At 55.7% G+C, this 26,344-nt stretch carries 27 protein-coding genes and 1 pseudogene; 15 read left to right on the top strand and 13 right to left on the bottom strand.

All coding sequences use genetic code 11. The annotated features are described in order from the left end of the window. Positions 1-117: 117 nt before the first annotated feature. From WFN87_RS15580 to WFN87_RS15570, 3 genes and pseudogenes are all read right to left on the bottom strand, one after another. Positions 118-1,014: pseudogene (locus WFN87_RS15580) on the bottom strand (radical SAM protein); the annotation flags it as partial. Next, the gene (gene hxsD / locus WFN87_RS15575; protein WP_336983732.1) at positions 1,011-1,286 is read right to left on the bottom strand and encodes a His-Xaa-Ser system protein HxsD; all 276 of its coding nucleotides are present in this window, start codon (positions 1,284-1,286) and stop codon (positions 1,011-1,013) included. The pseudogene WFN87_RS15580 and the gene hxsD, both read right to left, overlap by 4 nt. Before the next feature lie 407 nt (positions 1,287-1,693). Then, positions 1,694-2,095 carry a hypothetical protein gene (locus WFN87_RS15570; RefSeq protein ID WP_336983731.1) on the bottom strand — a complete coding sequence of 134 codons (402 nt, stop codon included), beginning with the start codon at positions 2,093-2,095 and terminating at the stop codon, positions 1,694-1,696. A gap of 280 nt (positions 2,096-2,375) precedes the next feature. Here WFN87_RS15570 and symE point away from each other — a divergent pair, with 280 nt between their 5' ends. From symE to WFN87_RS15555, 3 genes are all read left to right on the top strand, one after another. Next, positions 2,376-2,714: an endoribonuclease SymE gene (symE, locus tag WFN87_RS15565; protein ID WP_336983730.1), complete on the top strand. Its 339-nt coding sequence runs from the start codon at positions 2,376-2,378 to the stop codon at positions 2,712-2,714. A gap of 238 nt (positions 2,715-2,952) precedes the next feature. Beyond that, positions 2,953-4,242 carry an HlyD family secretion protein gene (locus WFN87_RS15560; RefSeq protein WP_336983729.1) on the top strand — a complete coding sequence of 430 codons (1,290 nt, stop codon included), beginning with the start codon at positions 2,953-2,955 and terminating at the stop codon, positions 4,240-4,242. After that, positions 4,235-6,334 (top strand): peptidase domain-containing ABC transporter, encoded by a 2,100-nt coding sequence (locus WFN87_RS15555; protein ID WP_336983728.1) that lies wholly within the window; start codon positions 4,235-4,237, stop codon positions 6,332-6,334. The genes WFN87_RS15560 and WFN87_RS15555 overlap by 8 nt, the downstream gene beginning before the upstream one ends. A gap of 202 nt (positions 6,335-6,536) precedes the next feature. On the opposite strand, the gene WFN87_RS15550 is transcribed toward WFN87_RS15555, so the two are convergent. After that, a complete protein-coding gene (locus WFN87_RS15550) occupies positions 6,537-6,788 on the bottom strand; it encodes a hypothetical protein (protein ID WP_039286933.1) in 252 nt (83 codons plus the stop codon). A gap of 406 nt (positions 6,789-7,194) precedes the next feature. Further along, positions 7,195-7,545, bottom strand: coding sequence for a helix-turn-helix domain-containing protein (locus WFN87_RS15545; protein WP_336983734.1), 351 nt, complete (start codon positions 7,543-7,545; stop codon positions 7,195-7,197). A gap of 335 nt (positions 7,546-7,880) precedes the next feature. Between WFN87_RS15545 and WFN87_RS15540 the strand changes: the two genes are divergently transcribed. Together WFN87_RS15540 and oqxB are read left to right on the top strand one after the other, a co-directional pair. Then, a complete protein-coding gene (locus tag WFN87_RS15540) occupies positions 7,881-9,059 on the top strand; it encodes an efflux RND transporter periplasmic adaptor subunit (RefSeq protein WP_336983727.1) in 1,179 nt (392 codons plus the stop codon). A gap of 23 nt (positions 9,060-9,082) precedes the next feature. Beyond that, positions 9,083-12,235, top strand: a complete 3,153-nt coding sequence (oqxB, locus tag WFN87_RS15535; protein ID WP_336709470.1) for a multidrug efflux RND transporter permease subunit OqxB — start codon at positions 9,083-9,085, stop codon at positions 12,233-12,235. A 102-nt stretch (positions 12,236-12,337) separates the two neighbouring features. On the opposite strand, the gene WFN87_RS15530 is transcribed toward oqxB, so the two are convergent. The 4 genes from WFN87_RS15530 to WFN87_RS15515 all read right to left on the bottom strand — a co-directional run bounded on the left by WFN87_RS15530 (position 12,338) and on the right by WFN87_RS15515 (position 14,639). Then, positions 12,338-12,817, bottom strand: coding sequence for an RrF2 family transcriptional regulator (locus WFN87_RS15530; RefSeq protein WP_061278067.1), 480 nt, complete (start codon positions 12,815-12,817; stop codon positions 12,338-12,340). A gap of 291 nt (positions 12,818-13,108) precedes the next feature. Next, positions 13,109-13,693 (bottom strand): hypothetical protein, encoded by a 585-nt coding sequence (locus WFN87_RS15525; protein WP_336983726.1) that lies wholly within the window; start codon positions 13,691-13,693, stop codon positions 13,109-13,111. Between the two features lie 148 nt (positions 13,694-13,841). Continuing rightward, positions 13,842-14,366, bottom strand: a complete 525-nt coding sequence (locus WFN87_RS15520; protein ID WP_166879091.1) for a GNAT family N-acetyltransferase — start codon at positions 14,364-14,366, stop codon at positions 13,842-13,844. 3 nt (positions 14,367-14,369) lie between these two features. Continuing rightward, the gene (locus WFN87_RS15515; protein WP_039297448.1) at positions 14,370-14,639 is read right to left on the bottom strand and encodes a type II toxin-antitoxin system TacA family antitoxin; all 270 of its coding nucleotides are present in this window, start codon (positions 14,637-14,639) and stop codon (positions 14,370-14,372) included. Positions 14,640-14,916: 277 nt separating this feature from the next. Here WFN87_RS15515 and cbpA point away from each other — a divergent pair, with 277 nt between their 5' ends. From cbpA to WFN87_RS15500, 3 genes are all read left to right on the top strand, one after another. Then, a complete protein-coding gene (gene cbpA / locus WFN87_RS15510; RefSeq protein ID WP_336983725.1) occupies positions 14,917-15,837 on the top strand; it encodes a curved DNA-binding protein in 921 nt (306 codons plus the stop codon). Next, positions 15,837-16,142 carry a chaperone modulator CbpM gene (gene cbpM, locus WFN87_RS15505; protein WP_008458201.1) on the top strand — a complete coding sequence of 102 codons (306 nt, stop codon included), beginning with the start codon at positions 15,837-15,839 and terminating at the stop codon, positions 16,140-16,142. The genes cbpA and cbpM overlap by 1 nt, the downstream gene beginning before the upstream one ends. Before the next feature lie 149 nt (positions 16,143-16,291). Next, positions 16,292-16,651 carry a hypothetical protein gene (locus tag WFN87_RS15500; protein WP_336983724.1) on the top strand — a complete coding sequence of 120 codons (360 nt, stop codon included), beginning with the start codon at positions 16,292-16,294 and terminating at the stop codon, positions 16,649-16,651. 47 nt (positions 16,652-16,698) lie between these two features. On the opposite strand, the gene WFN87_RS15495 is transcribed toward WFN87_RS15500, so the two are convergent. After that, positions 16,699-17,484, bottom strand: coding sequence for an AraC family transcriptional regulator (locus WFN87_RS15495; RefSeq protein WP_336983723.1), 786 nt, complete (start codon positions 17,482-17,484; stop codon positions 16,699-16,701). 92 nt (positions 17,485-17,576) lie between these two features. Here WFN87_RS15495 and WFN87_RS15490 point away from each other — a divergent pair, with 92 nt between their 5' ends. Further along, positions 17,577-18,443, top strand: a complete 867-nt coding sequence (locus tag WFN87_RS15490) for an EamA family transporter (protein ID WP_336983722.1) — start codon at positions 17,577-17,579, stop codon at positions 18,441-18,443. Here WFN87_RS15490 and WFN87_RS15485 read toward each other — a convergent pair. Beyond that, entirely contained in the window at positions 18,440-19,120 is a 681-nt protein-coding gene (locus tag WFN87_RS15485; protein ID WP_336983721.1) for a nitroreductase, read from the bottom strand. The genes WFN87_RS15490 and WFN87_RS15485 overlap by 4 nt on opposite strands. Before the next feature lie 120 nt (positions 19,121-19,240). Here WFN87_RS15485 and WFN87_RS15480 point away from each other — a divergent pair, with 120 nt between their 5' ends. Further along, positions 19,241-20,173, top strand: coding sequence for a LysR family transcriptional regulator (locus WFN87_RS15480; RefSeq protein ID WP_336983720.1), 933 nt, complete (start codon positions 19,241-19,243; stop codon positions 20,171-20,173). Here the strand turns inward: WFN87_RS15480 and WFN87_RS15475 are convergent. Further along, the gene (locus WFN87_RS15475) at positions 20,130-21,308 is read right to left on the bottom strand and encodes an alpha/beta fold hydrolase (protein WP_336983719.1); all 1,179 of its coding nucleotides are present in this window, start codon (positions 21,306-21,308) and stop codon (positions 20,130-20,132) included. The genes WFN87_RS15480 and WFN87_RS15475 overlap by 44 nt on opposite strands. A 188-nt stretch (positions 21,309-21,496) precedes the next feature. Here WFN87_RS15475 and WFN87_RS15470 point away from each other — a divergent pair, with 188 nt between their 5' ends. Genes WFN87_RS15470 through WFN87_RS15450 form a run of 5 tightly spaced genes read left to right on the top strand, consistent with a single transcriptional unit; the run spans position 21,497 to position 25,280 of the window. Continuing rightward, positions 21,497-22,009, top strand: coding sequence for a winged helix-turn-helix transcriptional regulator (locus WFN87_RS15470; protein WP_336709462.1), 513 nt, complete (start codon positions 21,497-21,499; stop codon positions 22,007-22,009). 37 nt (positions 22,010-22,046) lie between these two features. Then, on the top strand, positions 22,047-22,859 hold the full coding sequence (locus WFN87_RS15465) for a 2-dehydropantoate 2-reductase (protein WP_336983718.1): 813 nt from the start codon (positions 22,047-22,049) through the stop codon (positions 22,857-22,859). Beyond that, complete coding sequence (locus tag WFN87_RS15460; RefSeq protein WP_336983717.1) at positions 22,828-22,998, top strand: hypothetical protein; 171 nt, start codon at positions 22,828-22,830, stop codon at positions 22,996-22,998. The genes WFN87_RS15465 and WFN87_RS15460 overlap by 32 nt, the downstream gene beginning before the upstream one ends. Before the next feature lie 9 nt (positions 22,999-23,007). Then, positions 23,008-23,856, top strand: a complete 849-nt coding sequence (locus WFN87_RS15455) for an AraC family transcriptional regulator (protein ID WP_336983716.1) — start codon at positions 23,008-23,010, stop codon at positions 23,854-23,856. 50 nt (positions 23,857-23,906) lie between these two features. Beyond that, the gene (locus tag WFN87_RS15450; RefSeq protein ID WP_336983715.1) at positions 23,907-25,280 is read left to right on the top strand and encodes an MFS transporter; all 1,374 of its coding nucleotides are present in this window, start codon (positions 23,907-23,909) and stop codon (positions 25,278-25,280) included. Positions 25,281-25,283: 3 nt separating this feature from the next. On the opposite strand, the gene WFN87_RS15445 is transcribed toward WFN87_RS15450, so the two are convergent. After that, on the bottom strand, positions 25,284-26,315 hold the full coding sequence (locus WFN87_RS15445) for an SDR family oxidoreductase (protein WP_336983714.1): 1,032 nt from the start codon (positions 26,313-26,315) through the stop codon (positions 25,284-25,286). Between the last annotated feature and the right edge of the window lie 29 nt (positions 26,316-26,344).

Raw genomic sequence — 26,344 nt, 5'->3', positions numbered from 1 at the left:
GGATACTGATGATCTGTTCGTCGGAAAAACGCTTCTTCATGGGAATGTCCTCATGTGGCTTATGAAGACATTACTAACATCGCGGTGTATTAATCAATGGGGAGCAGGTCACTGAAGCAACACTTCCTGCATTAATTTTTTATAAAAATCAAAATACTCTGGCATTGAAAAAGTGAAACTCTGCTTCTGAGCAAACCCATATGGACTAACAGGCCTTATAAACATGTCTGTAAGACCCAGAGACAGATGAGCATCTACTATGGAAGCTGGCTCCTTTGTCAGTTCCTTAGTCACTGTGGTGACAGTTGCAACCCGGTTTGCTCCAAGTTCTTCTGTAATTTTCCGAATACCTGTAGCTGCTTTGTTGTGAGCCTGATAGTCAGTAAGGATACGATTCTTGTTATGGACGGCTTCATTTCCATCAAGCGAGACTGAAAAGGTGATATTCCGTTCTCTAACCCATAAGAGGATGCTTTCATCGAGTAATGACAGGCTTGTGGCAATCACCATTTCGAAAGCATCACAACCTAATGAAATCTCACACTCGTGATAGATTGACTGGACAAGATCGAACCTGAGAAGTGGTTCACCGCCCTGAACTTCTATCTTGTAGGGAGGTGTACCCAGTTTCTTTATGGTTCTAACAATTTGCGGTATCAGGTCAGGGTTGAGATCATACCCATCAGCAGTGAACGATGCTCTGCTGACCTGACAGTATTTACAAGTATGATCGCAACGAAGAGTTGGTACGATCATGAAGATTGGCCTGACCGCCAGCTCATTCATGAGCCGTTTGGCAAAAGCCGAACTTAGTGCATGAGAGGTAACAGAGGAAGTTTCATCTCCACAAACGAAAAGTTTGCTTTCAAGCGATGAGGACTGCTCTTGACTGATATGACCGTTTACCAGATCGAGAAATTCCTGCTCACCTAAAAAATGATGGAAGCCCGCGAGGTTACTAATGAATATCCGGCCATCAGGCATCCTGTCGAAGTTAAAAGGCATCAGTCTCATAATGCAAGCCTGTCATCTATGCTTCGAAGAACCTTGCTAACTATGGCATCACGCAATTGACCTGTCTGATGATGAAGTTTCTCTCTGAGGCTAAAATCATTTATCAGCCTTTCGAATTCAAACTCACATTCAGGACTACTTATCTCAAAGAAGATAATCCAGGAGGATAAGTTCTCTTCAAGTTTCCACGAGCTTAGGGGTGTCATCCAGTAAAGACTATTCCGGATAACCCATTCAGAGCAATGCTGTTTTAGAATAATTTTTTCCCACATATCAACCACCTTCCAAAAGGAATAATAAATCAACGAAATTTATTTCATTTGAATAATTTTTCTTATAGATATCATGATAAAAAAATCTAAAAAACATGTTGCTGAGCATGGCCACAACATAATGAAAAATCACACAACAAATTGATTTTATTAACGTCGCTATCATGATGACAGTGTTTTTTAAGTACTAACTTGTTAAAATAGAGTAGTGTGTGATTGACAAATACACTTAAGTCTAATCGTAAGCCTTCCTGCAACACTAACCATTCACTTTTAGAGTTCTTACAACATATTGATTATGTACTCCTGAGGAGACCGGCATGCGTAAAGCCCGATTCTCTGAGCACTAGTTGCTGGCCGTCCTTTCAGCGAAATTTACACAAACTATTCTCCCTCATGCCCCCAACTCACCCAAAAACATGAAGAGACTCAATCTTTTCTGTCTTATCGGAAATACAAAACGAGAGGAACTTCTCTTTAAAACCTGCTGGAGGTGATTTCAGGTGCGTTACGGTCTCAGGATTAGCCTCTAACTCATGCAACTGCGACAGCAAATTGTTTCCCATTAAGGCAGAGACATGCTCACCTAAGCTTTCTTTATTCTTTCTCAGGTAAACGTCCAATATTTTATTTGAGTCGGCTACTGCCTCCGTTCCAGAACGTCCCAGTTCAAAGCGCGTATGGAGTAATTCATACTGGGACTGACAGACTGCTTCCGCCATTTCTCTCGCCGGCTCTTTTGACCCAGGTTCTGCGGCCCAGGACATAGGTGTAAAGAGCAACATCATCAGTAAAACACCTGCTTTCATCAAAATATTGGCCTGTTTTTATCCATAGCTGACAACAGCTACAGATGAGCGATAGTAAACAAATAAAAGATATTTTCCCCCTACCATTTTTTGGGAGGCACATTCCATTTATCCCACCGATTTCCCAGCCAAACCAGCCCGCAAGGTATAATCCCCGCATAAAGTAAGCAGTTTTCAGCAGTAAGAATTGCAGTAAAGAGAGAAACCAAAAGAAGCGCGATTAAGGCAGGCGGCAACCCGCCCTAACCGCTAATCACAACCAACTAACAGAGAGTTGACCATGACTGACCAGCATAATAAGCCAGAGAAGCACATCCCCACAACAACAAGGACTTATACTGTGGGCTACATTCGAGATTCGAAAAAATTCCAGCCTTCACCCGCCATAACGTTGAATGGGTTCTGGCTTGCAGACGCCGGTTTTGATACGGGCACGAGCGTGGAGGTGCGGGTTCTGCCGGGCTGCCTGATATTAACGGCCAAAGAGCCACAGCCGCCGGAGGAAGAGCCGGAGATCATGCAGACGCTGCGCAAGGTGTGTAAGTTCTCCGCCCGCAGGCAGAAGCAGGTCAAAGCGTTTATCGAGGACGTGATTGCCCCTAAACCGCCGGTGCGTTAACGGCTGAACCTGGCCCCGGTGATTCGCCGGGGTTAATGAGCTAAATTTTACCGCCACGTTAATTTCACTTTAAATAACCCTGGAAATAAAAACCCTATTCCGGGTTCGGGCTTCTCTATTTAAAATATATTATTCCCTCCCGCCATAAGAATAAAAAATCTCACCACATTGCTGGCGCGCGCAAACGCTTAAACTACTCTAATAAGTATAAAAAACGATGATGGCCTGCTCTCCCCCAATGAACAGAAATATATTCCGCAAGGAAGCCATAGAGCACACCCGCAGCAAATGGCTGGGTAAAGCGTTACTGATCTCCGGGTATCCCGCCTGGGTGGTGGTATTACTCTCCGCCACGTTTTTAATTATTTTGATAAGCCTGATGGCCTTCTCCAGCTATACCCGCCGGATTAACGTCAGCGGGGAAGTCATCACCCAGCCGCACGCCATCAATATCTTCTCTCCGCAGCAGGGATTTATCACCCACACCTGGGTTAAAACCGGCGACAGCGTGGCCAAAGGCGACCATCTTTATCAGATAGATACCAGCCGCTCGACGCAGTCGGGCAACGTCAGCCAGAACTCTATCGCCGCCATCCAGAAACAGATCCAGCTTATAGAGGAAATAATCCTCAAGCTGCAGCAGAACAAGCAGAAAACCGAGCAAAACCTCAGGCAACAGCTGACTCAGTACCAGACCGCGCACGAGAAGTCCCTTGCCCTGGTGGCGAACGCCGCCAAAGGCATGGAAGAGATGCGCCAGAGCATGGACAACTACGACGGCTACCAGCGCAAGAGCATGATCACCAAAGACCAGCTCAACAACCAGCGCTACCTCTATTATCAGCAGCAAACCGCCTACCAAAGCCTGAACACCCAGAGCATCCAGGAAAGCCTGCAGATCACCAACCTGCAAAGCGAGCTCTCAACGCGGGCGACAGATTTTGACAACCAAATCTCCCAGTATCAGTTCCAGCTAAGCGGGCTCAACCGCCAGCTGGCGGAGGTGGACGGCGGCGGGACCGTGTTTATCGACGCCCCCAGCGACGGCAAAATCGACTCCCTGAGCGTCACCCAGGGGCAGATGGTCAACGCCGGCGACAGCCTCGCCCAGCTGGTGCCCAACGGGGGCGACGGCTACGCGTTGGTGCTGTGGCTCCCCAACAGCAGCCTGCCCTACGTCACGCCGGGGGACAGCATTAACATCCGCTACGAGGCTTTTCCCTTTGAGAAGTTTGGCCAGTTCCCCGGCAAAATACTGTCGATTTCCAGCGTGCCCGCCTCGGCGCAGGAAATGGCGATGTACAATAATGTGCCTCGCCAGCCGTCCGGCACCACCAGTCAGCCCTTTTACAAAGTGCTGGTCACGCTCGACCTGAACCGTCTCACCGCCAGAGACAACCCCCTTCGGCTCTCCAGCGGCATGAAGGCGGAATCCACGCTATTCCTGGAAAAACGCCCCGTCTACCAGTGGATGCTCGCCCCTTACTACGACCTTAAAAAAAGCCTAACCGGACCCGTGCATGAATGAATCCGCTTTTAAAGACATGATGCATCAGCTGAACTTTAGCCTGCGCCGCAGAGTGCCCCAGGTCCTGCAAACGGAAGCGGCAGAGTGCGGCCTGGCTTGCCTGGTGATGGTCTGTCGCTACCACGGCATGAACATCGACCTCTTCAACCTGCGCCAGCGGTTTGGCATCTCTTCCCACGGCGCAACGCTGGCGGTGCTGATCGACATCGCCACCCAGCTGCGCCTGAAAAGCCGCCCGCTTTCGCTGGATCTGAACGAGCTGCGCGAGCTGAAAACGCCCTGTATTCTCCACTGGGACATGAGCCACTTTGTGGTGCTGGTCGCCGTCAAACGCTCGGGCTTTGTGATCCACGATCCGGGCTTTGGCCGCCGCGTCGTGGGCCTGGCGGAAATGTCCCAGCATTTTACCGGCGTCGCGCTGGAGCTGTGGCCGGACAGCGAGTTTGCCCGCGTCACCCAGCGCAGCCGCCTCAGCTTCCGCACCCTGCTCGGCAACATCGGCGGCCTGAAAGGCGTTTTGACGAAAATCTTCTGCCTGTCTCTGGTGGTGGAGGCGATCAACCTGCTGATCCCCATCGGCACCCAGCTGGTGATGGACCACGTCATCATCGCGGAGGATCATGATTTACTGGCGCTGATCTGTATCGGGCTGCTGTTCTTTACCCTGTTTCGCACCTTCGTCAGCATGCTCCGGGCCTGGACGTCGCTGGTGATGAATTCCCTGATTGAAGTGCAGTGGAAAGCGGGCATGTTCGACCATCTGCTCAAACTGCCGCTGGCCTATTTCGAAAAGCGCAAACTCGGCGATATCCAGTCCCGCTTTGGCTCCCTGGACACCATTCGCACCACGCTGACCACCAACCTGGTCAACGGCATTATCGATACCCTGATGTCGGTCGGCGTGCTGATTATGATGGTGCTTTACGGCGGCTGGCTGGTGTGGGTCGTGCTGGGCTTTACCGCCTTTTATATGGTGCTGCGCCTGGCCACCTACAACCAGTACCGCCAGGCCTCGGAAGAGAAGATCGTCAAAGGCGCGCGGGCCAATTCCCACTTTATGGAAACCCTCTACGGCATCGGCACGCTGAAAGCGCTGGGACTGTCCACTACGCGCTCGCAGTACTGGCTCAACCTCAATATAGATACCGCCAACGCCAACATCCGCATCACTAAGCTGGATATGCTGTTCGGGGGCATCAACACTTTTATCGGTGCCGTCGATCAGATAGTGATTTTGTGGCTGGGCGCGCTGATGGTGATCAACGGCCAGATGACGCTCGGGATGTTCGTCGCCTTCAACGCCTATCGCGGGCAGTTCTCTGAGCGGGCGGCCAACCTGATCGATATGATCCTGCAGCTGCGTATGCTCGGCCTGCACAGCGACCGTATCGCCGACGTGGTGTTTACCGAGACCGAAACCAGCCAGCCGCCGCGCAAGCTGCTGCCTAAAAATCAGCCCGCCAGCTTTGAAGCCCGCGACCTGGTCTTCCAGTACGACGCGCTCTCGCGGCCGATTTTTGCCGATCTGAACATCACCGTCGCCGCCGGGGAAAGCGTGGCCATCGTCGGCCCTTCCGGGATCGGGAAAACAACCTTAATGAAGGTGATGGCCGGGCTGCTCGACCCCACGCGCGGGCAAATCCTGATCGACGGCCTGGACATCAGCAAAGTCGGGCTGAATAACTACCGCGATAGCATCGCCTGTGTGCTGCAGGACGACAAACTTTTTGCCGGGTCGATAGCCGACAACATCGGCAGCTTCGACATCAGCAAGGATGCCGAGCGCATTATAAGCTGCGCCCGGAACTGCAACATCCATGACGAAATCATGAGCCTGCCGATGGGCTATGAAACGCTGATTGGCGAACTGGGGGGCAACCTTTCCGGGGGGCAGAAACAGCGGCTGCTGATCGCCAGGGCGCTTTACCGGCAACCCAATCTGCTGTTTCTTGACGAGGCCACCAGCCACCTGGATCTGGCCAATGAGGCGCATATCAATGCCGCTATCGCTTCGCTGAAAATAACCCGCATCTTTATTGCCCATCGCCCGTCGACAATCGCCAGCGCTAACCGGGTGATAGATTTAGGATAGTGGCCAGAGGCTTAAATAAGAGGGGAATATTCCTCTTATTTTTTCCAGAGCAATAGTGACTAAACAGAAAAGGAAAATAAATAAACGCAAATAAAATATACAGCAGCACCCTTCCGGCGGCTGCCATATATTATGGGGAGTGTTTTAATCCTTTAAAATGCCGTTCCGTTATTCCCTTGGGAAAAGCATCGCGTCCGTGATATTAACGCTTGGTGCTGCCGAACAGACCGGTGCCGCCAAGCAGGCCGCCCAGAATAGAACTTACGCCGCTAACCACGCTATTTACCACGCCACCCACGAGCTGGGTCACGCCATTGAGCACGCCGCCCACAACCGGCAGGCCGCTAACAATGCCGCCCACGGTGCCCAGCGGATCGCCCGCGCCGCCGATCACGCCATCCAGTAAACCCGCACCGCTAACTGACTTAACTTCCTGAGTGGATAATTCTTTCATGATTTTCACCATAATAAAATAAACGGAAAGAAAGGTTAAAAGCTCTCGCGGATAGTGAGGCGGTAAAACAATGCATTCCCTACCCTGATATAATTTCTAATACAGGCCAGGCAAAAGATCAAACCGCCATAAAACATTATTTTTTTATTTTTAATAGGCCTGGTTTTAACAGGCTTATAAATGTCATATTACTATCAAGTTGATTATTTGAATAAGCATTTGTACAAAATGGAATATAGCGAAAAGGCGGGTTAACTATGTTATATATTGTATATAGGCAGGTTTATTTCATGACTATATATTCATTCTGATTCAACAGGCTGAACGCCATTTTAATATGACGTAAAGAGAAACAGGCATCCCCCAACCCGCTCTGACCAAAGAGCAGGCTGGAAGTTGATGTCTCTCAGGCCCCATAGCGGTTCCCGGTGTGCGCCAGCTGCCGGCGCCACACGCCCGGCGCGATGCCGTACTGGCGCTTAAAGCTGCGGTTGAAAGACTGCTGGGAGTCAAAGCCCAGGGAGATCGCCACGTTCAGGATCGGCTCTGCAGTGCGGCTCAGGCGCTCGGCGGATTTTTTCAGCTTCTGCGCGCGGATGTACTCGCCCAGGTTGTAGCCGGTGTGCTGCTTGAAGATCCGCTGCAGGTGCCACTTCGAGTACCCTGCCCGCTCGGAAACGGTGTTGATGTCGAGGCGGCTGTCGAGGTGGGTATCAATCCAGCCGAGTAAATCATGCATGAAGGCATCGGTGCTCATTGTCTCTCTCCCCTGCGGGTTTGTTAAAAGCATCTTTATCAGTTGCATTTAAATCTGACCTGCTTTGACAATAATTGCAAGTTTTATTGTTACATTAAATCCTCGTTACAAATGGGCCTTTTTCGAATGGCACAAATAGCACAGAAAGTGCAACAATTATTCTTGCACTTAGTTCTACGCCTTCCTACAATCGCCGCGATACTGTATTCGTAATTGATACACATTTTGTGCCGATGAGCGACACAAATGGCCTCAGGTCAGCCCGGACAAAGGAAGTGGCGCGGCACCCTCCGCTGCGTCTTGCCCGGCCGACTTCAACTATCGGAATAAGAATAATGAGCCTGCAAAAACATTGGGTTAGCCTTCATCTGCGCGTGTTGGGGCCGGTACTGCTTGCCGCGCTGCTCGCCGGATGCGACCGGGGAGTCGCACAAAACGCCGTGCCGCAGGCACCAGCCGTCAGCGTCGCCGACGTGGTGGTGAAACCCGTCAGCCAGTGGGATAGTTTTAACGGCCGCATCGAAGCGGTGGAGAGCGTTCAACTCCGCCCCCGCGTCTCCGGCTATATCGACAAAGTGAACTACACCGACGGCCAGGAAGTGAAGAAAGGTGAAGTCCTGTTCACCATCGACGACAGAACCTACCGCGCCGCACTGGAACAGGCGCAGGCGGCGTTGATGAGAGCCAAAACCCAGGCCAGCCTCGCCCGCAGCGAAGCCAGCCGCACCGACAAGCTGATCGGCACCAACGTGATCTCCCGCGAAGAGTGGGAACAGCGCCGCTCCGCCGCCACCCAGGCCGACGCCGATATTCGCGCGGCACAGGCGGCGGTTGACGCGGCGCAGCTAAACCTCGACTTCACCAAAGTCACCGCCCCAATCGACGGCCGCGCCAGCCGCGCGCTGATCACCAGCGGCAATCTGGTCACGGCGGGCGACAGCGCCAGCGTGCTCACCACCGTGGTGTCTCAGAAGACGGTTTACGCCTACTTCGACGTGGATGAATCCACCTATCTGCACTACCAGAACCTCGCCCGCAGCGGCCAGGGCGCGTCCAGCGACCATAAAGCCCTGCCGGTTGAAATTGGCCTGTCCGGCGAAGAAGGTTACCCGCATCAGGGCACCGTGGACTTCCTCGACAACCAGCTCACCGCCAGCACCGGCACCATCCGCATGCGCGCCCTGCTGGATAACGCCCAGCGTCAGTTCACGCCGGGGCTGTTCGCCCGCGTTCGCCTGTCGGGCAGTGCAGAGTTCCAGGCCCTGCTGATCAACGACAAAGCGGTGCTGACTGACCAGGACAGAAAATACGTCTACATCGTGGATAAAGACGGCAAGGCACAGCGCCGCGACATCACGCCGGGCCGCCTGGCCGCCGGGCTGCGCATCGTGCAGCAGGGGCTGAATCCTGGCGATAAAGTCATCGTCGACGGGCTACAGAAAGTGTTTATGCCGGGCATGCCGGTGAACGCGAAACCTGTCGCCATGGCCGCTACCAGCGCTGCCGTTAACTGATCCCTTACCAGAGAATCCGACGCATGGACTTTTCCCGCTTTTTTATCGACAGGCCGATTTTTGCCGCGGTGCTGTCGATTCTGATTTTTATTACGGGGCTTATCGCGATCCCGCTGCTGCCGATCAGTGAATACCCGGACGTCGTGCCGCCAAGCGTGCAGGTCCGGGCAGAATACCCTGGCGCCAACCCGAAAGTGATCGCTGAAACCGTGGCGACGCCGCTGGAAGAAGCGATTAACGGCGTCGAAAACATGATGTACATGAAATCCGTTGCTGGCTCTGACGGCGTGCTGGTGACAACCGTAACCTTCCGTCCGGGTACCGATCCGGATCAGGCGCAGGTTCAGGTGCAGAACCGCGTTTCCCAGGCCGAAGCTCGCCTGCCGGAAGACGTTCGCCGCCTCGGCATCACCACCCAGAAACAGTCGCCGACGCTGACCCTGGTGGTGCATCTGTTCTCGCCGAACGGCAAGTACGACTCGCTGTACATGCGTAACTACGCCACGCTGAAAGTGAAGGACGAACTCGCGCGCCTGCCGGGCGTAGGGCAGATCCAGATTTTCGGCTCCGGCGAATACGCTATGCGCGTATGGTTGGATCCGAACAAAGTGGCGGCGCGTGGCCTGACGGCCTCTGACGTGGTCACGGCGATGCAGGAGCAGAACGTGCAGGTCTCTGCCGGTCAGCTCGGCGCAGAGCCGCTGCCAAAAGCGAGCGACTTCCTGATCTCGATTAACGCCCAGGGCCGCCTGCACAGCGAAGAAGAGTTCGGCAACATCATCCTGAAAACCGCCCCGGACGGGTCGCTGGTTCGCCTGCGTGACGTGGCGCGTATCGAGCTGGGTTCAGGCAGTTATGCCCTGCGCTCCCAGTTGAACAACAAAGATGCGGTCGGGATCGGTATCTTCCAGGCCCCCGGCGCCAACGCCATCGATCTGTCTAACGCCGTGCGCGCCAAGATGGCCGAGCTGTCCACTCGCTTCCCGGAAGACATGAAGTGGGCGGCACCTTATGACCCGACCGTGTTCGTGCGCGACTCCATTCGGGCGGTGGTGCAAACCCTGCTGGAAGCCGTGGTGCTGGTTGTGCTGGTGGTGATCCTGTTCCTGCAAACCTGGCGCGCGTCGATCATTCCGTTGATTGCCGTCCCGGTTTCAGTCGTGGGGACGTTCAGTATTCTTTATCTGCTTGGCTTCTCGTTGAACACGTTGAGTCTGTTCGGGCTGGTGCTCGCCATCGGCATCGTGGTGGATGACGCCATCGTGGTGGTGGAGAACGTCGAGCGTAACATCGAAGAAGGGCTTGCCCCGCTGCAGGCGGCGCATCAGGCCATGCGCGAGGTTTCCGGGCCGATTATCGCTATCGCCCTGGTGCTGTGCGCGGTGTTCGTGCCGATGGCGTTCCTCTCCGGCGTCACCGGGCAGTTCTACAAGCAGTTCGCAGTGACCATCGCCATTTCGACGGTGATCTCGGCGATTAACTCCCTGACGCTCTCCCCGGCGCTGGCGGCCCTGCTGCTGAAGCCGCACGGCGCGCCGAAGGACATGCCTACCCGGCTGATCGACCGCCTGTTCGGCTGGCTGTTCCGCCCGTTCAACCGCTTCTTCCACCGCAGTTCGGACGGCTACCAGGGCCTGGTGAGTAAAACCCTTGGCCGCCGTGGCGCGGTGTTTGCGGTGTACGTGCTGCTGCTGTGTGCTGCCGGGGTGATGTTCAAAACCGTGCCGGGCGGGTTTATTCCGACCCAGGATAAGCTCTACCTGATCGGCGGCGTGAAGATGCCGGAAGGTTCTTCGCTGGAGCGCACCGACGCAGTGATCCGCAAGATGAGCGAAATCGGGATGAACACTGAAGGCGTGGATTACGCCGTGGCATTCCCTGGCCTCAACGCGCTGCAGTTCACCAACACGCCGAATACCGGCACGGTGTTCTTCGGCCTGAAACCGTTCGGTGAGCGCAAACATACCGCGGCGGAAATTAACGCCGAGATCAACGCAAAAATCTCGCAAATTCAGGAAGGCTTCGGCTTCTCAATTCTGCCGCCGCCAATTCTGGGCCTGGGCCAGGGTTCCGGCTACTCGCTGTATATCCAGGATCGGGCGGGCTTAGGCTACGGGGCGCTGCAAACCGCGGTGAACACCATGTCCGGCGCGATCATGCAAACGCCGGGGATGCACTTCCCGATCTCCACCTACCAGGCGAACGTGCCGCAATTGGATGTGCAGGTAGACCGCGACAAAGCCAAAGCGCAAGGCGTGTCTCTGACCGACCTGTTCGGCACGCTGCAGACTTATTTGGGCTCGTCCTACGTGAACGACTTCAATGAGTTTGGTCGTACCTGGCGCGTGATGGCCCAGGCCGACGGGCAGTTCCGCGACAGCGTGGAAGACATCGGCAACCTGCGCACCCGCAACAGCCAGGGTGAAATGGTGCCGATCGGCAGCATGGTGAAAATCACCACCACCTACGGGCCGGACCCGGTGATCCGCTACAACGGCTACCCGGCAGCGGATCTCATCGGGGATGCCGATCCACGCGTGCTCTCTTCCGCTCAGGCTATGACTAAACTGGCCGCCATGTCCGGCCAGGTATTGCCGAACGGGATGAACATCGAATGGACGGATCTGAGCTACCAGCAGGCAACCCAGGGCAACACGGCGATGATCGTCTTCCCGGTGGCGGTGCTGCTGGCGTTCCTGGTGCTCGCCGCGCTGTACGAAAGCTGGACGCTGCCGCTGGCAGTGATCCTGATCGTGCCGATGACCATGCTGTCCGCGCTGTTTGGCGTCTGGCTGACCGGGGGCGATAACAACGTGTTCGTCCAGGTCGGGCTGGTGGTGCTGATGGGCCTGGCCTGTAAGAACGCTATCCTGATCGTCGAGTTCGCTCGCGAGCTGGAGATGCAGGGCAAAGGCATTATGGAGTCCGCGCTGGAAGCCTGCCGCCTGCGTCTGCGCCCTATCGTGATGACCTCGATTGCCTTTATCGCCGGGACTATCCCGCTGATTCTGGGCCACGGTGCGGGGGCAGAAGTGCGCGGCGTGACCGGGGTGACGGTGTTCTCGGGCATGTTAGGGGTGACGCTGTTTGGTCTGTTCCTGACGCCGGTGTTCTACGTCACGCTGCGTAAGCTCGTTACGCGCGGCAAAACCCAGGTAAAAACTGTCGAGGCGTGAATGCCCTAAATCAGGCGGTGTAAAAACTGCCTGATGAGCCCAATAAAAAACCGCCTTTCAAAGAGGCGGTTTTTTTATTTCTGCGGAAAGTGGCTGCGGCGCTTAATGGCCTTTTTTGTACAGCGCCTCTAGCTCAGGCACCGGCTGGCAGCCGCTGGTATCGCTCTTTTTCACTTTCTCCAGCGCGCTGGCCACGGTATGGCGAGCCAGCACCGCCAGCGACGCCTCTTCGGCTTCTTCCGCAACCGTTTTAAAGTACCAGCAGGCATTGGCGCTCACCACGCAGCGGGCAGGCACGTCCGGGCGGGAAGCCCAAATCTTTTTGTCTTCAATCACTGACAGGTAAATATCTCGCAGGGTTATCTCTTCGGCCGGGCGGCCAAGATGAATGGAACCGTTGCGCCCCAGCGTCGAGACAATAATGCCGTCACGCGTGAGGGGAACCATCAGTTTACGGATAAAGCTCGGGTTGGCTTCCAGGCCGTAGGCGAGGATTGCGCTGGTCGAACGTTCACCCATTTGCTCCGCCATCGCTACGCTGAGAACCATCTGCAAAGCTGTCGGGAAGCGGTAATCTAACATTTCATTTTCCTGGGTCGCGGTGAATCTTGTTCTTTTTGGCACCGCTTAGGTGAATAAGCAATCAGCACAATATAACAAATGTCAGGTTTTTTTTGAAGCAATCTGAGCTTTCCCTGGGACCCAGCTCAAAATAATCGAAAGCTCATTTTCAATAAGTTACGGGAGTAAACTATTCAATAAATGAATTCTGGCAGGCCGGTAAATTAATACAAGTCTCTGCCATGCTGAATAATAAGTCATGCCGCTGAGGTTTAATAAAATGCCCCGGCCTGATTTGACCGGGGACCCGGGTCAGCGGCACTCCGCTTTCCAGTTTAACGCCTGCAATGCCGCCATATCTTTGTCGTTATCCGCCTTAATACGCTTCACCATGTCGTTTTCGGTTACTTTCGCGTCGGCGGGATACTGGCGGGCAAACTGCAGGTTGACGATGCCGCCGCAGGCCTCACGGGCGAGCCACACGTCAGACTCGTAGCCGCTTTGCTTTGCGTCCCCCGGCTTCGGCAGATAGATAATCCGAACCTCGGCCACGTCGCCATTTTTCGCTATATCGAAATGTGGCTTCGGCACCGTGCGGTTTAACTCCACCGCCGTCGCCTGCATCCAGCGGTCAAGCGGGGCATTGAGTTTGATCTGGTTAACCGTAATCAGCCGGGTCCACTGCCAGTTTTCGGCTTTTTCACCGTCGGTGGTGTATTCCCACACCGCCTGCTGCGGCGTTGAGCGAGTGAAGGATTGCCCGTAAGTTTTGCCGGCAAAAGCGATGCTTTGCGGAGCCGCCAGGTCTTTAATTTGCGATGTTTTTGCCGACTGCGGGCCAGCACAGGCAGCCAGCAGAAAAACAGATGCCAGGGTAGCGATATGATAAGTGTTCAAAACGAGATTCCTTTTAGTCTTTATTAAAATATTCCAGAGGCAGGTGCCCGGAAAATACTCGATTATTCTCCGATCTCAGACCATAGAAGGAAGTGTACTAGATTTCAATTCAGTAAGTCTGAAACTGGCGGGCGATCAAATAGATCGTTTATTCATCTTCAAATAATTTTTCAATCGACCTGGTTGGATAAAAAAGCGAATTAGCGTTTTTCCCCACCAGCGCAATAAAGCCTAATTTTTGATAAAAGTGCTTCGCATTGTCGTTAATGGCATCGACAAAAATCCCATGAACGCCCACCGCCTGTGACGCTAAATAAACCACTCTCATCGCGTGAGCCACAAGCGTTGAACCCCATTCCTGGCCCTGCAGATCTTTATGAATAGCCAGTCGCCCCAGCGTCACGCTGGGCACATTGGCATAAGGAATTTTTCGTTTCTGGCTATTCGACGGCAGCGCCTCTTTTTCAAAACAGCTGCCGGATAAGGTGTAGTAGCCCAGGACTTTGGGGTTGGCGTCTTTGGTCACGAGAAGATAGCCACGTAAAAAGCGGCCATTGTGCTGGCGAATAAAGTGTTCGGCGAGAAAAGCATTCAAAGACGTTTCTCCGCAGTCAAAGCCGTGAAAATCATAGGCGGTGTCTGCTGAAAACAATTCAATAGTCAGGTCGGCCACGGCTTACTCCATGTCTTTCAGACGCCTTGCTGCACGTTTTAGCCTGTCATCCGGTTCAGGCGGGTTACTAATGGCATCCATCACTCGGTTCCACGATGCTTCATTTAGCACCAGGCGGCGATGCTGTTCGATCACTTCTGCAGCGCGAGCCGACGCACAGGCAATCATAAACTGGGTGATCGTCTGATTGGACATGGCTGCCGCCTCTTCGATCATGCTTTTGTCGTCGTCACTCAATCTGAGGTCGATGCGCTGTTTTTTTAAAGCTGACATCCTGTATTTACTCCCCGACCTGCCGCAGGTGTCAGCAGGAGGATGAAATCAATGAACACCTTAAGATGTACGGAAAAAAACCGTACACAAACAATACACCTGTCGGGATAAATTTTCAACAGCGTCCGAGGCTTAAGGTGTCATAAATTCTGGCCAGATCCCTGGCCTGAAAAAACCCGCCATCACCGCCCCACCTTCCCGCAACGGGCCTATACTTATCGGCGACACTTTTCCGCACGTTCTGTTCTGCATGCACCGATTTATGCGAGATAACGATATGGAATTAAATGATTATTACGCCATCATGGGCGTGAAACCGACGGACGAACTCAAAACCATCAAAACCGCCTACCGGCGCCTGGCGCGCAAATATCACCCCGACGTCAGCAAAGAGCCAGACGCAGAAGCACGCTTTAAAGAAGTGGCAGAAGCCTGGGAAGTACTGAGCGACGAGCAGCGCCGCGCCGAGTACGACCAGATGTGGCAGCACCGCAACGACCCGCAGTTTAATCAGCAGTTCCACCAGGGCGGCGAGCAAAGCTACAACGCCCAGGACTTCGAAGATATCTTCTCGTCTATGTTTGGCCAGCAGGCCAGGCATTCTCGCCAGCCGCACGCCGCGCGCGGCCACGATTTAGAAATCGAAGTTGCCGTATTCCTTGAAGAAACCCTGGCCGAACACAGCCGCACCATCAGCTACAAGCTGCCGGTCTATAACGTGTTTGGTATCGTCGAGCAGGAAATCCCGAAAACGCTGAATGTAAAAATCCCGGCAGGCGTCGGAGACGGCCAGCGCATCCGGCTCAAAGGCCAGGGCACACCGGGTGAAAACGGTGGGCCAAACGGTGACCTGTGGCTGGTGATTCATATCGCGCCACATCCGCTGTTCGACATCGTCGGCCACAACCTTGAAGTCGTGGTACCGCTTGCCCCGTGGGAAGCCGCGCTAGGGGCAAAAGTCGAGGTTCCTACGCTCAAAGACAGCATTCTGATGACCATTCCTGCCGGCAGCCAGGCCGGGCAGAAGCTACGTATCAAGGGCAAAGGGCTGGTCAGCAAACAGCACACCGGCGACCTGTTCGCGGTGATCAAAATCGTGATGCCGCCTAAGCCGGATGAAAACGCTGCGGCGATTTGGCAACAGTTGGCAGACGCCCAGTCGGCGTTCAATCCGCGCAAAGATTGGGGGAAAAAATAATGGCTAACGTCACCGTCACTTTTACCATCACCGAGTTCTGTCTGCACACCGGCATTCAGGAGGAGGAACTCAATGAGATCGTCGGTCTTGGCGTCGTCGAGCCTTACGATTTTGAAGTCAGGCCGTGGCAGTTTGACGACCACGCGATCAACATAGCGCAGCGGGCATTGCGGCTACGACGAGAATTAGAACTCGACTGGCCGGGCATCGCCGTGGCGCTCACCCTGCTGGAGGAGAACGAACGCCTACGCCAGGAGAATCGCCTGCTCCGGCAGCGTATAGGCCGTTTTATTCGCCACCCATAAGCCTATCTTCTGGTGGATTATTCAGCAGAATATATCCACCAGCCGTAAACATCCTGAATCATTTAGGAATATTACCTAAGGCAACATCCGCTTCGCTGTGCCAGGCTTATTCACGGTCATAAGGACTGATAACGTTTGTTGAGGATATTATGAAAAAAACGATCATCGCTTTATCTGCAATTCTGCTGGCTGCCCCTGTTTTTGCCGCGACCACCACACATGCAACCGATGAGACCGTCGCTGCAGCACACGAAGGCGCGAACACCGCCAAAGAGAAACTGCACGAGGCAGAGAACAAAGGCGAAGAGCTGAAGCTTAAGTCGAAACACGCCGCCGAAGGGAAGAGCGACAGCGTAGGCAGCAAGGTGAGCGAAGGCTCCCAGAAGGCCTGGCATAAAACCAAAGAAAGCACCGAGAAAGGTTGGGACGCAACCAAAGAAGGTGCTGAAAAAGGCTGGAATAAGACCAAAGAAGGCGCTGCTGACCTGAAGAAAAAGGTCACTGAATAATTAGCTTTCTTTAAACAATAAGCCGCGAAAGCGGCTTTTTTATTGCCTCAATCTGTCCGTTTTTCAGCAAAATATCGTCCCGGCGTTTTCCCCAGCGCTTTTTTAAACACGCCAGAAAAAGCCCCAGGGCTGCTGTAGCCTAAATCTAGCGCAATGCGCGTGATCGCCTCCCCTTCACCTAACCGACCTATCGCCGCCAGCAGGCAGGCCTGTTGCCGCCATGCTACAAAGCTGATGCCGGTCTGCTGCCTGAACTGGCGGGTAAAGGTTCGGCGGCTCATGCCCACGCGCGCTGCCATATCATCAACTGACGTTTCCAGCGAAGGTGCCAGTAAGAACGCCCGACAGGCCGCCTGCAGCCGAGGTTCGTCGGGCAGCGGGGCATTGAGAGAAAGCGCGGGCATCGAGGCAATTTCATAGAGCAGAAAATCAAGCAGGCTCCGGCCTCGCCCTTCAGGTTGGGAAACCTCAGCCAGAGCCACGGCCTGCGCAAGCAGCTCACGTAGCAGTATTGACACGCCAAAAACCTGGCTCGTCTGCGGCAGCCTAAGCCTGTGCGCTGCGGCGTCACTGATATAGCCGTTAAGCATAATGACCGGCCCGCGCATTTGCATGGCGTGAACCAGGCCGCCCGGCACCCAAATGGCGCACTGCGGCGGCACTGCCCAGTTTCCATCTGGCGTCTCCACGGAGATGACGCCGCTTGCGGCGTAGGCAAACTGCCCGCGATCGTGGCTGTGCACCGGGAAGCAATCCCCATCGGCGAAGTGCTTTTCCGTGACGATGATTGCCTGAGGCGAATCCTGATAAACTGCTGTGATGTTATTTTGCATGGCCCAATTTTAACAAAAATTGACCCATTAATAAAAACAGGCCAATTCGGGAAGCGCTACAGTCCCGGCGACACTTTTCACCGGACACAGACATGCAGCGCAAACACCTTTTTCTCGCCCTGGCCGTCACCGCCGCCTGGGGGATTAACTTTCCTCTTACCCGGCTCGGGCTGGCCCAGATCGATCCCCTTCTATTAACCGCCCTGCGGTTTACGTTTGCCGCCCTGCCGTGGGTTTTCTTTATCCAACGCCCGGCAGTAGCCTTGCATTGGGTAGCAGCCTATGGCCTGATTTTTGGCGTGGCGATGTGGGCGCTGATCAATCTGGGTATCGCGTTTGGCGTGCCGCCCGGCAGCGCCGCCTTGCTTATCCAGCTCAGCGCCTTTTTTACCCTGGGCTGGGGTGTTCTGCTGTTTGGCGAACGCCTTACGCGCCCGCAGCGCTGCGGTATTGTTCTGGCGGCGGCGGGGCTGCTTGGCGTGGTGCTGGATAGCGCCGGCAGCGCAACGCTAACCGGGTTGATACTGATTGTGATCAGCGCGCTGGCCTGGAGCGCCGGGAACATCATCATCAAACTTTCCGGCGTGAAAGAGATCTTTGCTTTTGTGGTGTGGGCCAGCCTGTTTCCCCCTGTGCCGCTGGTGCTGCTGACCTGGGCCTGGCACGGTTCCGCGCCCTTCACTTCGCTGGCGCAGAATATCGATAAACAGGCCGTGTTTTCGCTGCTGTTCCAGGTTTATGCCGCCACGCACTTCTGCTACTGGGGCTGGAATACCCTGCTTCACACATACCCGGCTTCCCGCGTGGCACCGCTTTCTCTGCTGATCCCGGTCTTCGCCATGCTCAGCTCGGCGCTGATTCTTGGCCAGGTTCCCGATCTCCCCAGCGCGCTTTCGCTGGCGGCGATCCTGCTGGCTCTGGCCATCGGCATGAAAAAAGAGCGCCCGCTCAGCCGCTAGTTATGCAGCGTCACGCTGTCGTCCACGCTCTGGCGCCACATGCGAACCTGAGCAGAAGGCGCGTCCGGATCGGCATAGCCGAAGGAGATCCCGAACAGCAGGCGATACTCGTCCGGCACGCCAAGAATTTTACGCGTCGCATCGGCATGGAAGCCGAGCAGCGTTTGCGGAATACCGGCAAAACCGCGCGCTGCCAAAGACAGAAGGAAGCTCTGCCCGTACATACCGATGTCGGACGCCACGCGCACGTTGTCGCCAAACGACGGCATAAACAGGAACGCTACATGTGGGGCACCGAAGAAGTTGAAGTTACGCAGATACGCTTCGCGGCGCTTCTCTTTATCGTCACGGGCGATGCCAAGCGCATCGTAATAAACCTTCGCCTGGCGCTGGCTGCGCTCGTAATAATCTCCGTGAAAATCGTCATAGCTGAAGCTGAAATCTGGCGTGACGTTACCCGCCGTATCGTTCTCAATCATCATCTTTTGCAGCGCATCTTTGGTTGCGCCGGAGGCAATATGGACGTTCCACGGCTGCGTGTTGCAGTTGGACGGCGAATGCTGGGCATCCTGCAAAACATCCCGAATTTGTGCCTCAGTCAGCGGCGTAGGCAGAAACGCTCTGGATGAAAAACGCTGACGTACGGCTTCGTCAAAAGCCAAAACTGTATTGCTCATACCATCCTCTCTGTGCTTGCCCGGCGAAACCGGACATCGTTACTTGCCGGGGAGGATAACGCTGCCGGACGTAGCGAAAAACCGTATAATCCATTAAGGACTTTTGCGGAAATTGCACAAATGAAAGATCTGAGCCAGATAAATGCGCGCTCAATGCGCCTCTTCCTTGCCGTTATCAGCGAAGGCAGCTTTTCAGAAGTGGCCCGCCAGGAGAACCTTTCCCCCTCTTCCGTTTCCCGCACCGTAATTCAGCTTGAGCAATCGCTGGAGACACAGCTGCTTTACCGTAACACGCGAGCCGTGGTCGCCACCGAGGCGGGGAATATTTACGCCTCAGCGTTCAGGGAAATGCTGAGCCAGCTTGAGCAGGCGCAAAACCAAATTAGCGAGCGCCGCCAGCAGCCCGGCGGCGTGCTTCGCTTCAACGCGCCGGTGTCTTTCGGCCTGCGTCACATCGCCCCGTGGATTGCTGAATTCAGCGAACGTTATCCGGCGCTGCGGCTGGAGCTAAACCTGACCGATAACTACATCGACCCGCTGGCGGACGGCACCGATCTGCTGCTGCGTATCTCGCCGATGCAGGACAGCTCGCTGCACGGGCGTTTTATTACCCGCCAGCGCGCTTATCTGGTCGCCAGCCCGGCCTATCTCGCACGCTACGGCACGCCGCAAAAGCCCGAAGAGTTGCACAGCCATAAACTGCTGGCCTACCGCGGCCTGATGGGGCTACAGCGCTGGTATTTCACGCAGGGCGAAGAAAAAGTACAGCTCACGCCGGAGCCTAAAATCATCTCCGGCAACGCTGAAATGCTGGTGAAAGCGGCAGAAGATGGCGCGGGGATCGTGCTGTTCCCGGACTGGCAAATCAGCGATGCGCTGCGGGCCAGGCGGCTTATCCCGATGATGACGGATTACACCGCGTCCTACAGCGCCACCGACCATTCACTCTATATGCTCTACCCCGGCGGGCGTTTTCCGTCGCTCAACACCCGCACCGCAATAGACTTTTTTATGGCGAAGTTTGGCTCTCCGCCCTACTGGCAGGACGCTTAACTCGTTTATCGCCAATCCACTGCATAAACTCGCCGACGTGATTAGCCCACAGATCCGGGCGCGTCATGGTGAAATGCCCCGGCGATGTTGGCGTGCCTGCCTGCACCACGTAGCGGCCCTGTTTTAGCTTCGGCACTTCGGTTTCCAGCACACGCAGGCTGTCCGGGTTGAACTCGTCATCCGAAAAGTTCAGCGCATACAGTTTGGTGGTGATTTTGTTCAGGTCAGGCTGTGGGTTATAGCTGAAGGAGGATTTGAGCGAATAAATCACATCGTTGGTGTCGATATGGTTGGCGGTGAAACGGTTGTTCGCCAGGAACTTGTCCGCCGCGGCACCGTCCGGGATCGTTCTTTGCAGATCCGGCGCGCTGTCGATCATCATTCGCAGGATGTTGTAGCCCTGAAGCCAGCTCTCGGGTGCCTGAGTATAATTGCCGTTGTGCCAGGCCGGATCGGCTCGTACCGAGTCCACGATCATTCTGCGCCACAGCAGATTACGCCCGGAAACTTTGATCGGCAGCGACACCACCGGCATGATGCCGTCCATCATGTTCGGATATGCCACCGCCCACTGCCAGGCATTCATGCCCCCCATCGACATCCCTATCACGGCATGCAGATGTTTAATGCCCAACGTTTCGGTCACCAGCTTGTGCTGCAAATCAACCATATCGCCGTAATCGTAGTTGGGGAATTTTGCCTTTAAGCCGTCACTCGGCTTGCTCGACTGGCCGTGACCAATGCTGTCGGCAAAAATCAGGTAGTAGCGGCTCGAGTCCAGCGGGCGGCCTGGCCCGTAGAGGGATTTAGTCCAGACAGGGCTCAGCAGCGCCCGGCTGTCCGCCCCCGTCCAGTGCAGCACGAGAATCGCATTATCAATCTCTCCCTGTGCATTTCGGTGTGCCTTCCCGAGCGTGGCGTAGTGTAACTTCACCTGAGCCAGCGTTTCACCATCCCGAAACTTGTAGTCATTGAATACGGCATTGGCCTGATGTGCCGCCGGGTTGAGCTGAGTATCCCAGGGCGCCGCGGGTGCTGCTGCGGGGGCGGCAAATACGGGGCTGGAGAGCCCGGTACCGGCCAGCAAAAGGCTTAACAACAGACTGATTTTCGTAAGGGTACGCGTAGATTTCATCAAGATTCACCTGGGTAAATGAGCGACGGTTCTCTGGCATCGGGCTGTTTAAAACTTGCCCTTTCACCATTAACTCTTATAATAAGAGTAACAATAAAAAGATCAACTGCAGCGTAACCATTGGCCGGAGGCAGAGATCCGGCTATAGACTGTTACCGGGTCCACGTTGATGAAAAATAAGGAACGCTATGCGCTCGAAAGGTTTTGAAGGTATGACCTGCTCCATCGCCTGCGTGATGGGAGCCTTAGGCGACCGCTGGGGAATGCTAATTATGCGGGACCTCTTTTTAGGCCTCCGCCGCTACGACGATTTTCGCCGCTCCAGCGGCATCACCAATGCCACACTGTCCGACAGGTTAAAAGCGCTTGAAGAGCAAGGGTTAATTACCCGGCAGCGCTACCAGACAAGACCGGAACGCTACGAATATTTGCTCACCGAAAAAGGGCGGGATATCGGGCTGGTGCTGCTGAGCATGATGCAGATAGGCAGTAAGTGGAATATCCCGGGCCTTGTGGGGCCGTCGCTTTTCATGGTGGACGGCAGCAGCGGCCATAAAGTGAAAGTTGCCCTCGTGGATACCGAAACCGGGCAGCAAGTTTCGCCGCAGGACGTCATGGTGGAGTTGGGGCCAGGCGCCGACGACCTCACCCGCTGGCGTTCGGCGGGTCGAATCAGAAACCCCGAACCCAGCGAAAGCTAAGTCGGGTAAGATCAACGTAAACTCAGCGAGAAAAGTAATGAAAATACTGGTGGTTGGGGCAGGTGCAATCGGGGGTTATTACGGCGCAAGGCTGATTCAGGCCGGCGCTGACGTGACTTTTCTCGTTCGGCCAAAACGGGCTGAGCTGCTGGCAAAGCAAGGGCTGCGGCTGGAAAGCAGTTTGGGCGATTTTAACGCCCCGGTTAACGCAGTCACCCGGGAGAGCCTCCGGTCGGACTACGATCTGATTTTGCTCAGTTGCAAAACGTACGATCTGCAGGCGGCTATCGAGGACATTACGCCCGCAGTTGGCCCTTCTACCGCCATTTTGCCTTTCCTCAATGGCCTCTCGGTTTACGACGAGCTTGACGCTCGTTTTGGCCGCGACCGGGTGCTCGGCGGCGCGGCTTATATTGCCACCACGCTTAACGCCAACGGCGACATCAAACAGATGGGTGCGGCGGATCAAGTTGTTGTCGGCGCGAGATCGCCCGCAACGCTTGATGTAGCAAAAGCGGTTTACGCGCTTTTAGCCTCTTCCGCAGGCGCACTCGCCCTGTCAGATAACATCATGCAGGCGCTCTGGAACAAATGGGTGATGCTGGCTTCCGGCGCGTTAATGAACTGCCTGATGCGTGGCACGGTGGGAGATATCATGGCGACACGGGACGGAGAGGCGCTGATGAAACAGGCGATTTCGGAGAGCCTGAGCGTCGCCGCAGCGGAAGGCTATGCGCTACCGCAGGCGGAAATCACCAGCATTGAAGAACGCCTGCTGGATCCACAATCCGCCTGGGCCGCCTCGATGAGGCGCGACATTGCCAGCAACGCGCCACGCCTGGAAAGGTGATGCCATCGTCGGCGATATGATTACCCGCGCCACTCGACACGGCCTGAACGTCCCCCTTTATCGGGCTGCGTACTGCCATCTCCAGGTTTACGCCCACCAGCACACGCCAGGCGCGGCGGCCCAGCAGCCGTTCAAATAACGAGGTCATATGGAGCTTCTCGCCAACGAGTGGACACAGTTCGTCGCGGCGCCGTCGCAGGGGCTCCAGGGCCTGCACGCCCATTTTAATAAGCACCGCTACGAGCGCCACTCCCACGATTACTTTGTGATCGGCACTATGGACGTCGGGGCCTCTAAAGTGGGGCTGGGCCGCGGCTCGATTATCGCGCCTGCCGGCAGTGCGATGATCGTGAATCCGGGGGATGCCCACGACGGCAGCGTTTATTCCGAGCAGGGCTATACCTACAGCATGCTCTACGTCCAGCCCTGGGTTGTGGACGGCATTGCCCACGAGCTGGAACTGGATCCCGGCCACGGACTGTGCTTCACCAGCCCGATCCTGAGCGATCCTGATATCGTCGCCAGGCTGCAAACGCTACACCGCACGCTGTTTCAATCGCAGGATAACTTAGCGCTGGAAGTGCTGCTGATTGACGCGTTGAAGCCGCTGCTAAGCCGCTATTCCACCCGCCGGTTTACGCCGCAGGAAGAACGCCGCGAGCCGCGAATTGCCAAAGTCCGCGACCTGATTCATGCCAGCTTTGCCTCCCCGCTGACCACGGAAGATATGGCGCAGGCATCCGGCCTGAGCCGGGTTCGGCTGAACCAACTGTTTCGCGCCGCTTATGGCCTGTCGCTGCACGCCTACCTCAACAGAGTCCGCATGGACTCCGCCAGGCAAATGCTCCGCGCGGGCCAGCCTGCTTCGGACGTCGCCATCGCCGTTGGCCTGTTCGATCAAAGCCATTTGATTCGCCGCTTCAAAGGCTGCTTCGGCATCACGCCCGCACAATTTGTTAGCGCACACTTTTCAAATATCCAATACCGCCGCCGCTGACCTTTTCATACTCCTGCGTTTTAAGGTTCTTACTTTCTTCGGAGCAGAGTATGTCTCATTCTACGGATTCACCGTCCGTCAGCCAGGCCAGCGCGCGAGTGTCCGCCTGGGTCATGATTGTGATTGGCGCGGGAAGCGTGCTGTCGTCGCTAGATCTGTTTGTCGTTAACCTCGCTTTCCCGGCTATTCGCGATAGCTTTGCCGGGGCCACTAACCAGGCGCTGTCCTGGGTGATCAGCGCGTATTCCATTGCCTTCGCTGCGTTTCTGGTGCCCGCAGGCCGAATAGCGGATATTTACGGCCGCAAGCGTATCTTCAAGGCAGGCCTGGCGGTGTTTTCGGTGGCGAGCATAGCCTGTGCTTTTGCCCCGGATATTATCTCGCTGATTTGCGCTCGGGGCCTGAAAGGCATTGGCGCAGCGCTGATGATCCCCACTAGTCTGGGGCTGCTGCTGGCGGCGTACCCAAAAGAGCGCCATAAGCAAATGGTAGGAATTTGGGCCGCTACCGGCTCAGTTGCCGCCGCGCTTGGCCCAATGCTCGGCGGGGCGCTGGTGAATATCGACTGGCGATTGATCTTCCTGATCAACCTGCCGGTGGCAATCCCGGCGCTGTGGCTGAGCAAGCACCTGACGGAAACGGAGATCGTAAAGAGCCGTTTCCCGGATATTCTCGGCTCGCTAATGCTGGTTGCGGGGCTTGCGCTGCTGGTGGCCGGGATCTCCTGGGCCAGCGACAGGGGCTTCGCCAGCGTCAGGCTTTGGACGGTATTGGGCGGGGCGTTCGTCTTCCTGACTCTGTTCGTTCGTCGCTGCCTGACGCAGCCCGCCCCGGCGCTAAACCTGCGGGTATTCCGCGTGCCTGCGTTTACCCTGGCCACGCTGGGCATGGCCTTTTTCTACATGGGATTTGCCATCATGCTGCTGGGCGGTAGCCTGTATCTGACCCAGGTCTGGCACTGGCCGACCGTCGAGGCAGGCGCCGCTTTTGGCCTCGGCCCTGGCACCGCCGTGGTTGCCTCGCTGATCGCGGGCAGAACGGGGTTCTCCCCTAAAAAACTCACCATCGCCGCCGGTATTTTATATGTGATAGCCGGCCTCTGGTGGTACAGCGCCCTTAGCGCCGAACCGGACTATCTGCTGGCCTATCTGCCTGCGCTGATGCTGACCGGAGCCGGAGCGGGTATCGGCCAGACGGGGTTTATCGCAGGCGGTACGGCGGCGCTCCCGGCGCAGCAATATGCCACCGGCACCGGGATCATTAACACCTCACGGCAAATTGGGGCCGCCATAGGCGTGGCGGTGTTTGTGGCCGTGTCCGGCAGCGCCGTTGCCAGCGAGCAGTACCACACCGCGTGGCTGCTGATGTCACTCTTCGGGCTTATCGCCTCGCTGTCAGCGCTGCTGCTAAGCGCGAAGCAGTAGCGCTTATTTTTCCAGTAAGCCCAGGCGAATAAAACTTTCGGCGGTGGCCACAATCGCTTCTTCCGGTGGACGTGGCACCCAGCCGAGCAGGTTCACCGCTTTCGCATTGGTCACGTTCATGTTGACGCCCAGCAGAGTCAGCGATCCTTTCATGCCCGGATTTTTGTGCGCCGCCAGGCGCACCATCCAGTCGGGCAGCGCGAGGGTGGAGACTTTGCTGGCGGCTTCGCCGAGGTGTTTACGCAGGATTTTCGCCACCTCAACCATCAGCAGGCTGTGGCCGGAGCTGGCAAGGAAACGCTCGCCGTTGGCGGCAGGATGCGTCATCGCCAGCCAATGCAAATCGGCCACGTCGCGCACATCCACAAAACAAGAGTTGATGTTCGGATTGCCTTTTTGCCCATCCAGCATGTTTTTCACCAGCCGCGTGGAATGGGAAAAATCAGGCCCCAATACCGGCCCCATTACCGCCACCGGGTTCACCGCCGACAGCTCCAGGCCACGCCCTTCTTTCTCCACAAAGTCCCAGGCGGCTTTTTCCGCCAGCGTTTTCGATTTTTGATAGGGCCACACTTTGCCGGACACGTCGCTCCAGTCCGTTTCATCAAACGGGCGGCGATGGCTTGCCGGGTGCCCGACGCCAACGGCCCCAAAGGCTGAGGTGAGGACGACGCGCTTAACCCCGGCAAAGCTTGCGGCGCGGAGCACTCGCAGGTTGCCGTCTACCGCAGGTTTGATCCAGTCCTCGTCGGTGGCGTGGTTGCCGGAAGGCGTCGGCGATGCGCCATGCATCACGTAGCGGCACCCGGCCATCGCTTCAGCCCAGCCTTCATCCGCCATTAAATCAGCGATGAAAAAGGAGAGGCGCTCTCCGGGCTCGCAGCCGCCCTCTTTCAGGTTTTGGAGCACTTCTGCTTTGCGGTCAGCAGAACGTACGGTGGTGCGAACTTCATAGCCTTTTGCCAGCAGGGTAATGATGCAGTGCTGGGCAATAAATCCGGTTCCACCGGTAACTAATACAATATCTTGTGTCATGCTTTGGTCCTCTGTGGCCTGGCAAGCAG

Origin of the sequence: Cedecea sp. AS113, assembly GCF_037152415.1 — a bacterium.
GTDB lineage: Bacteria > Pseudomonadota > Gammaproteobacteria > Enterobacterales > Enterobacteriaceae > Cedecea.
The sequence above is the reverse complement of the archived record's forward strand: the minus strand, read 5'-3'. Positions and strand labels throughout refer to the sequence as shown.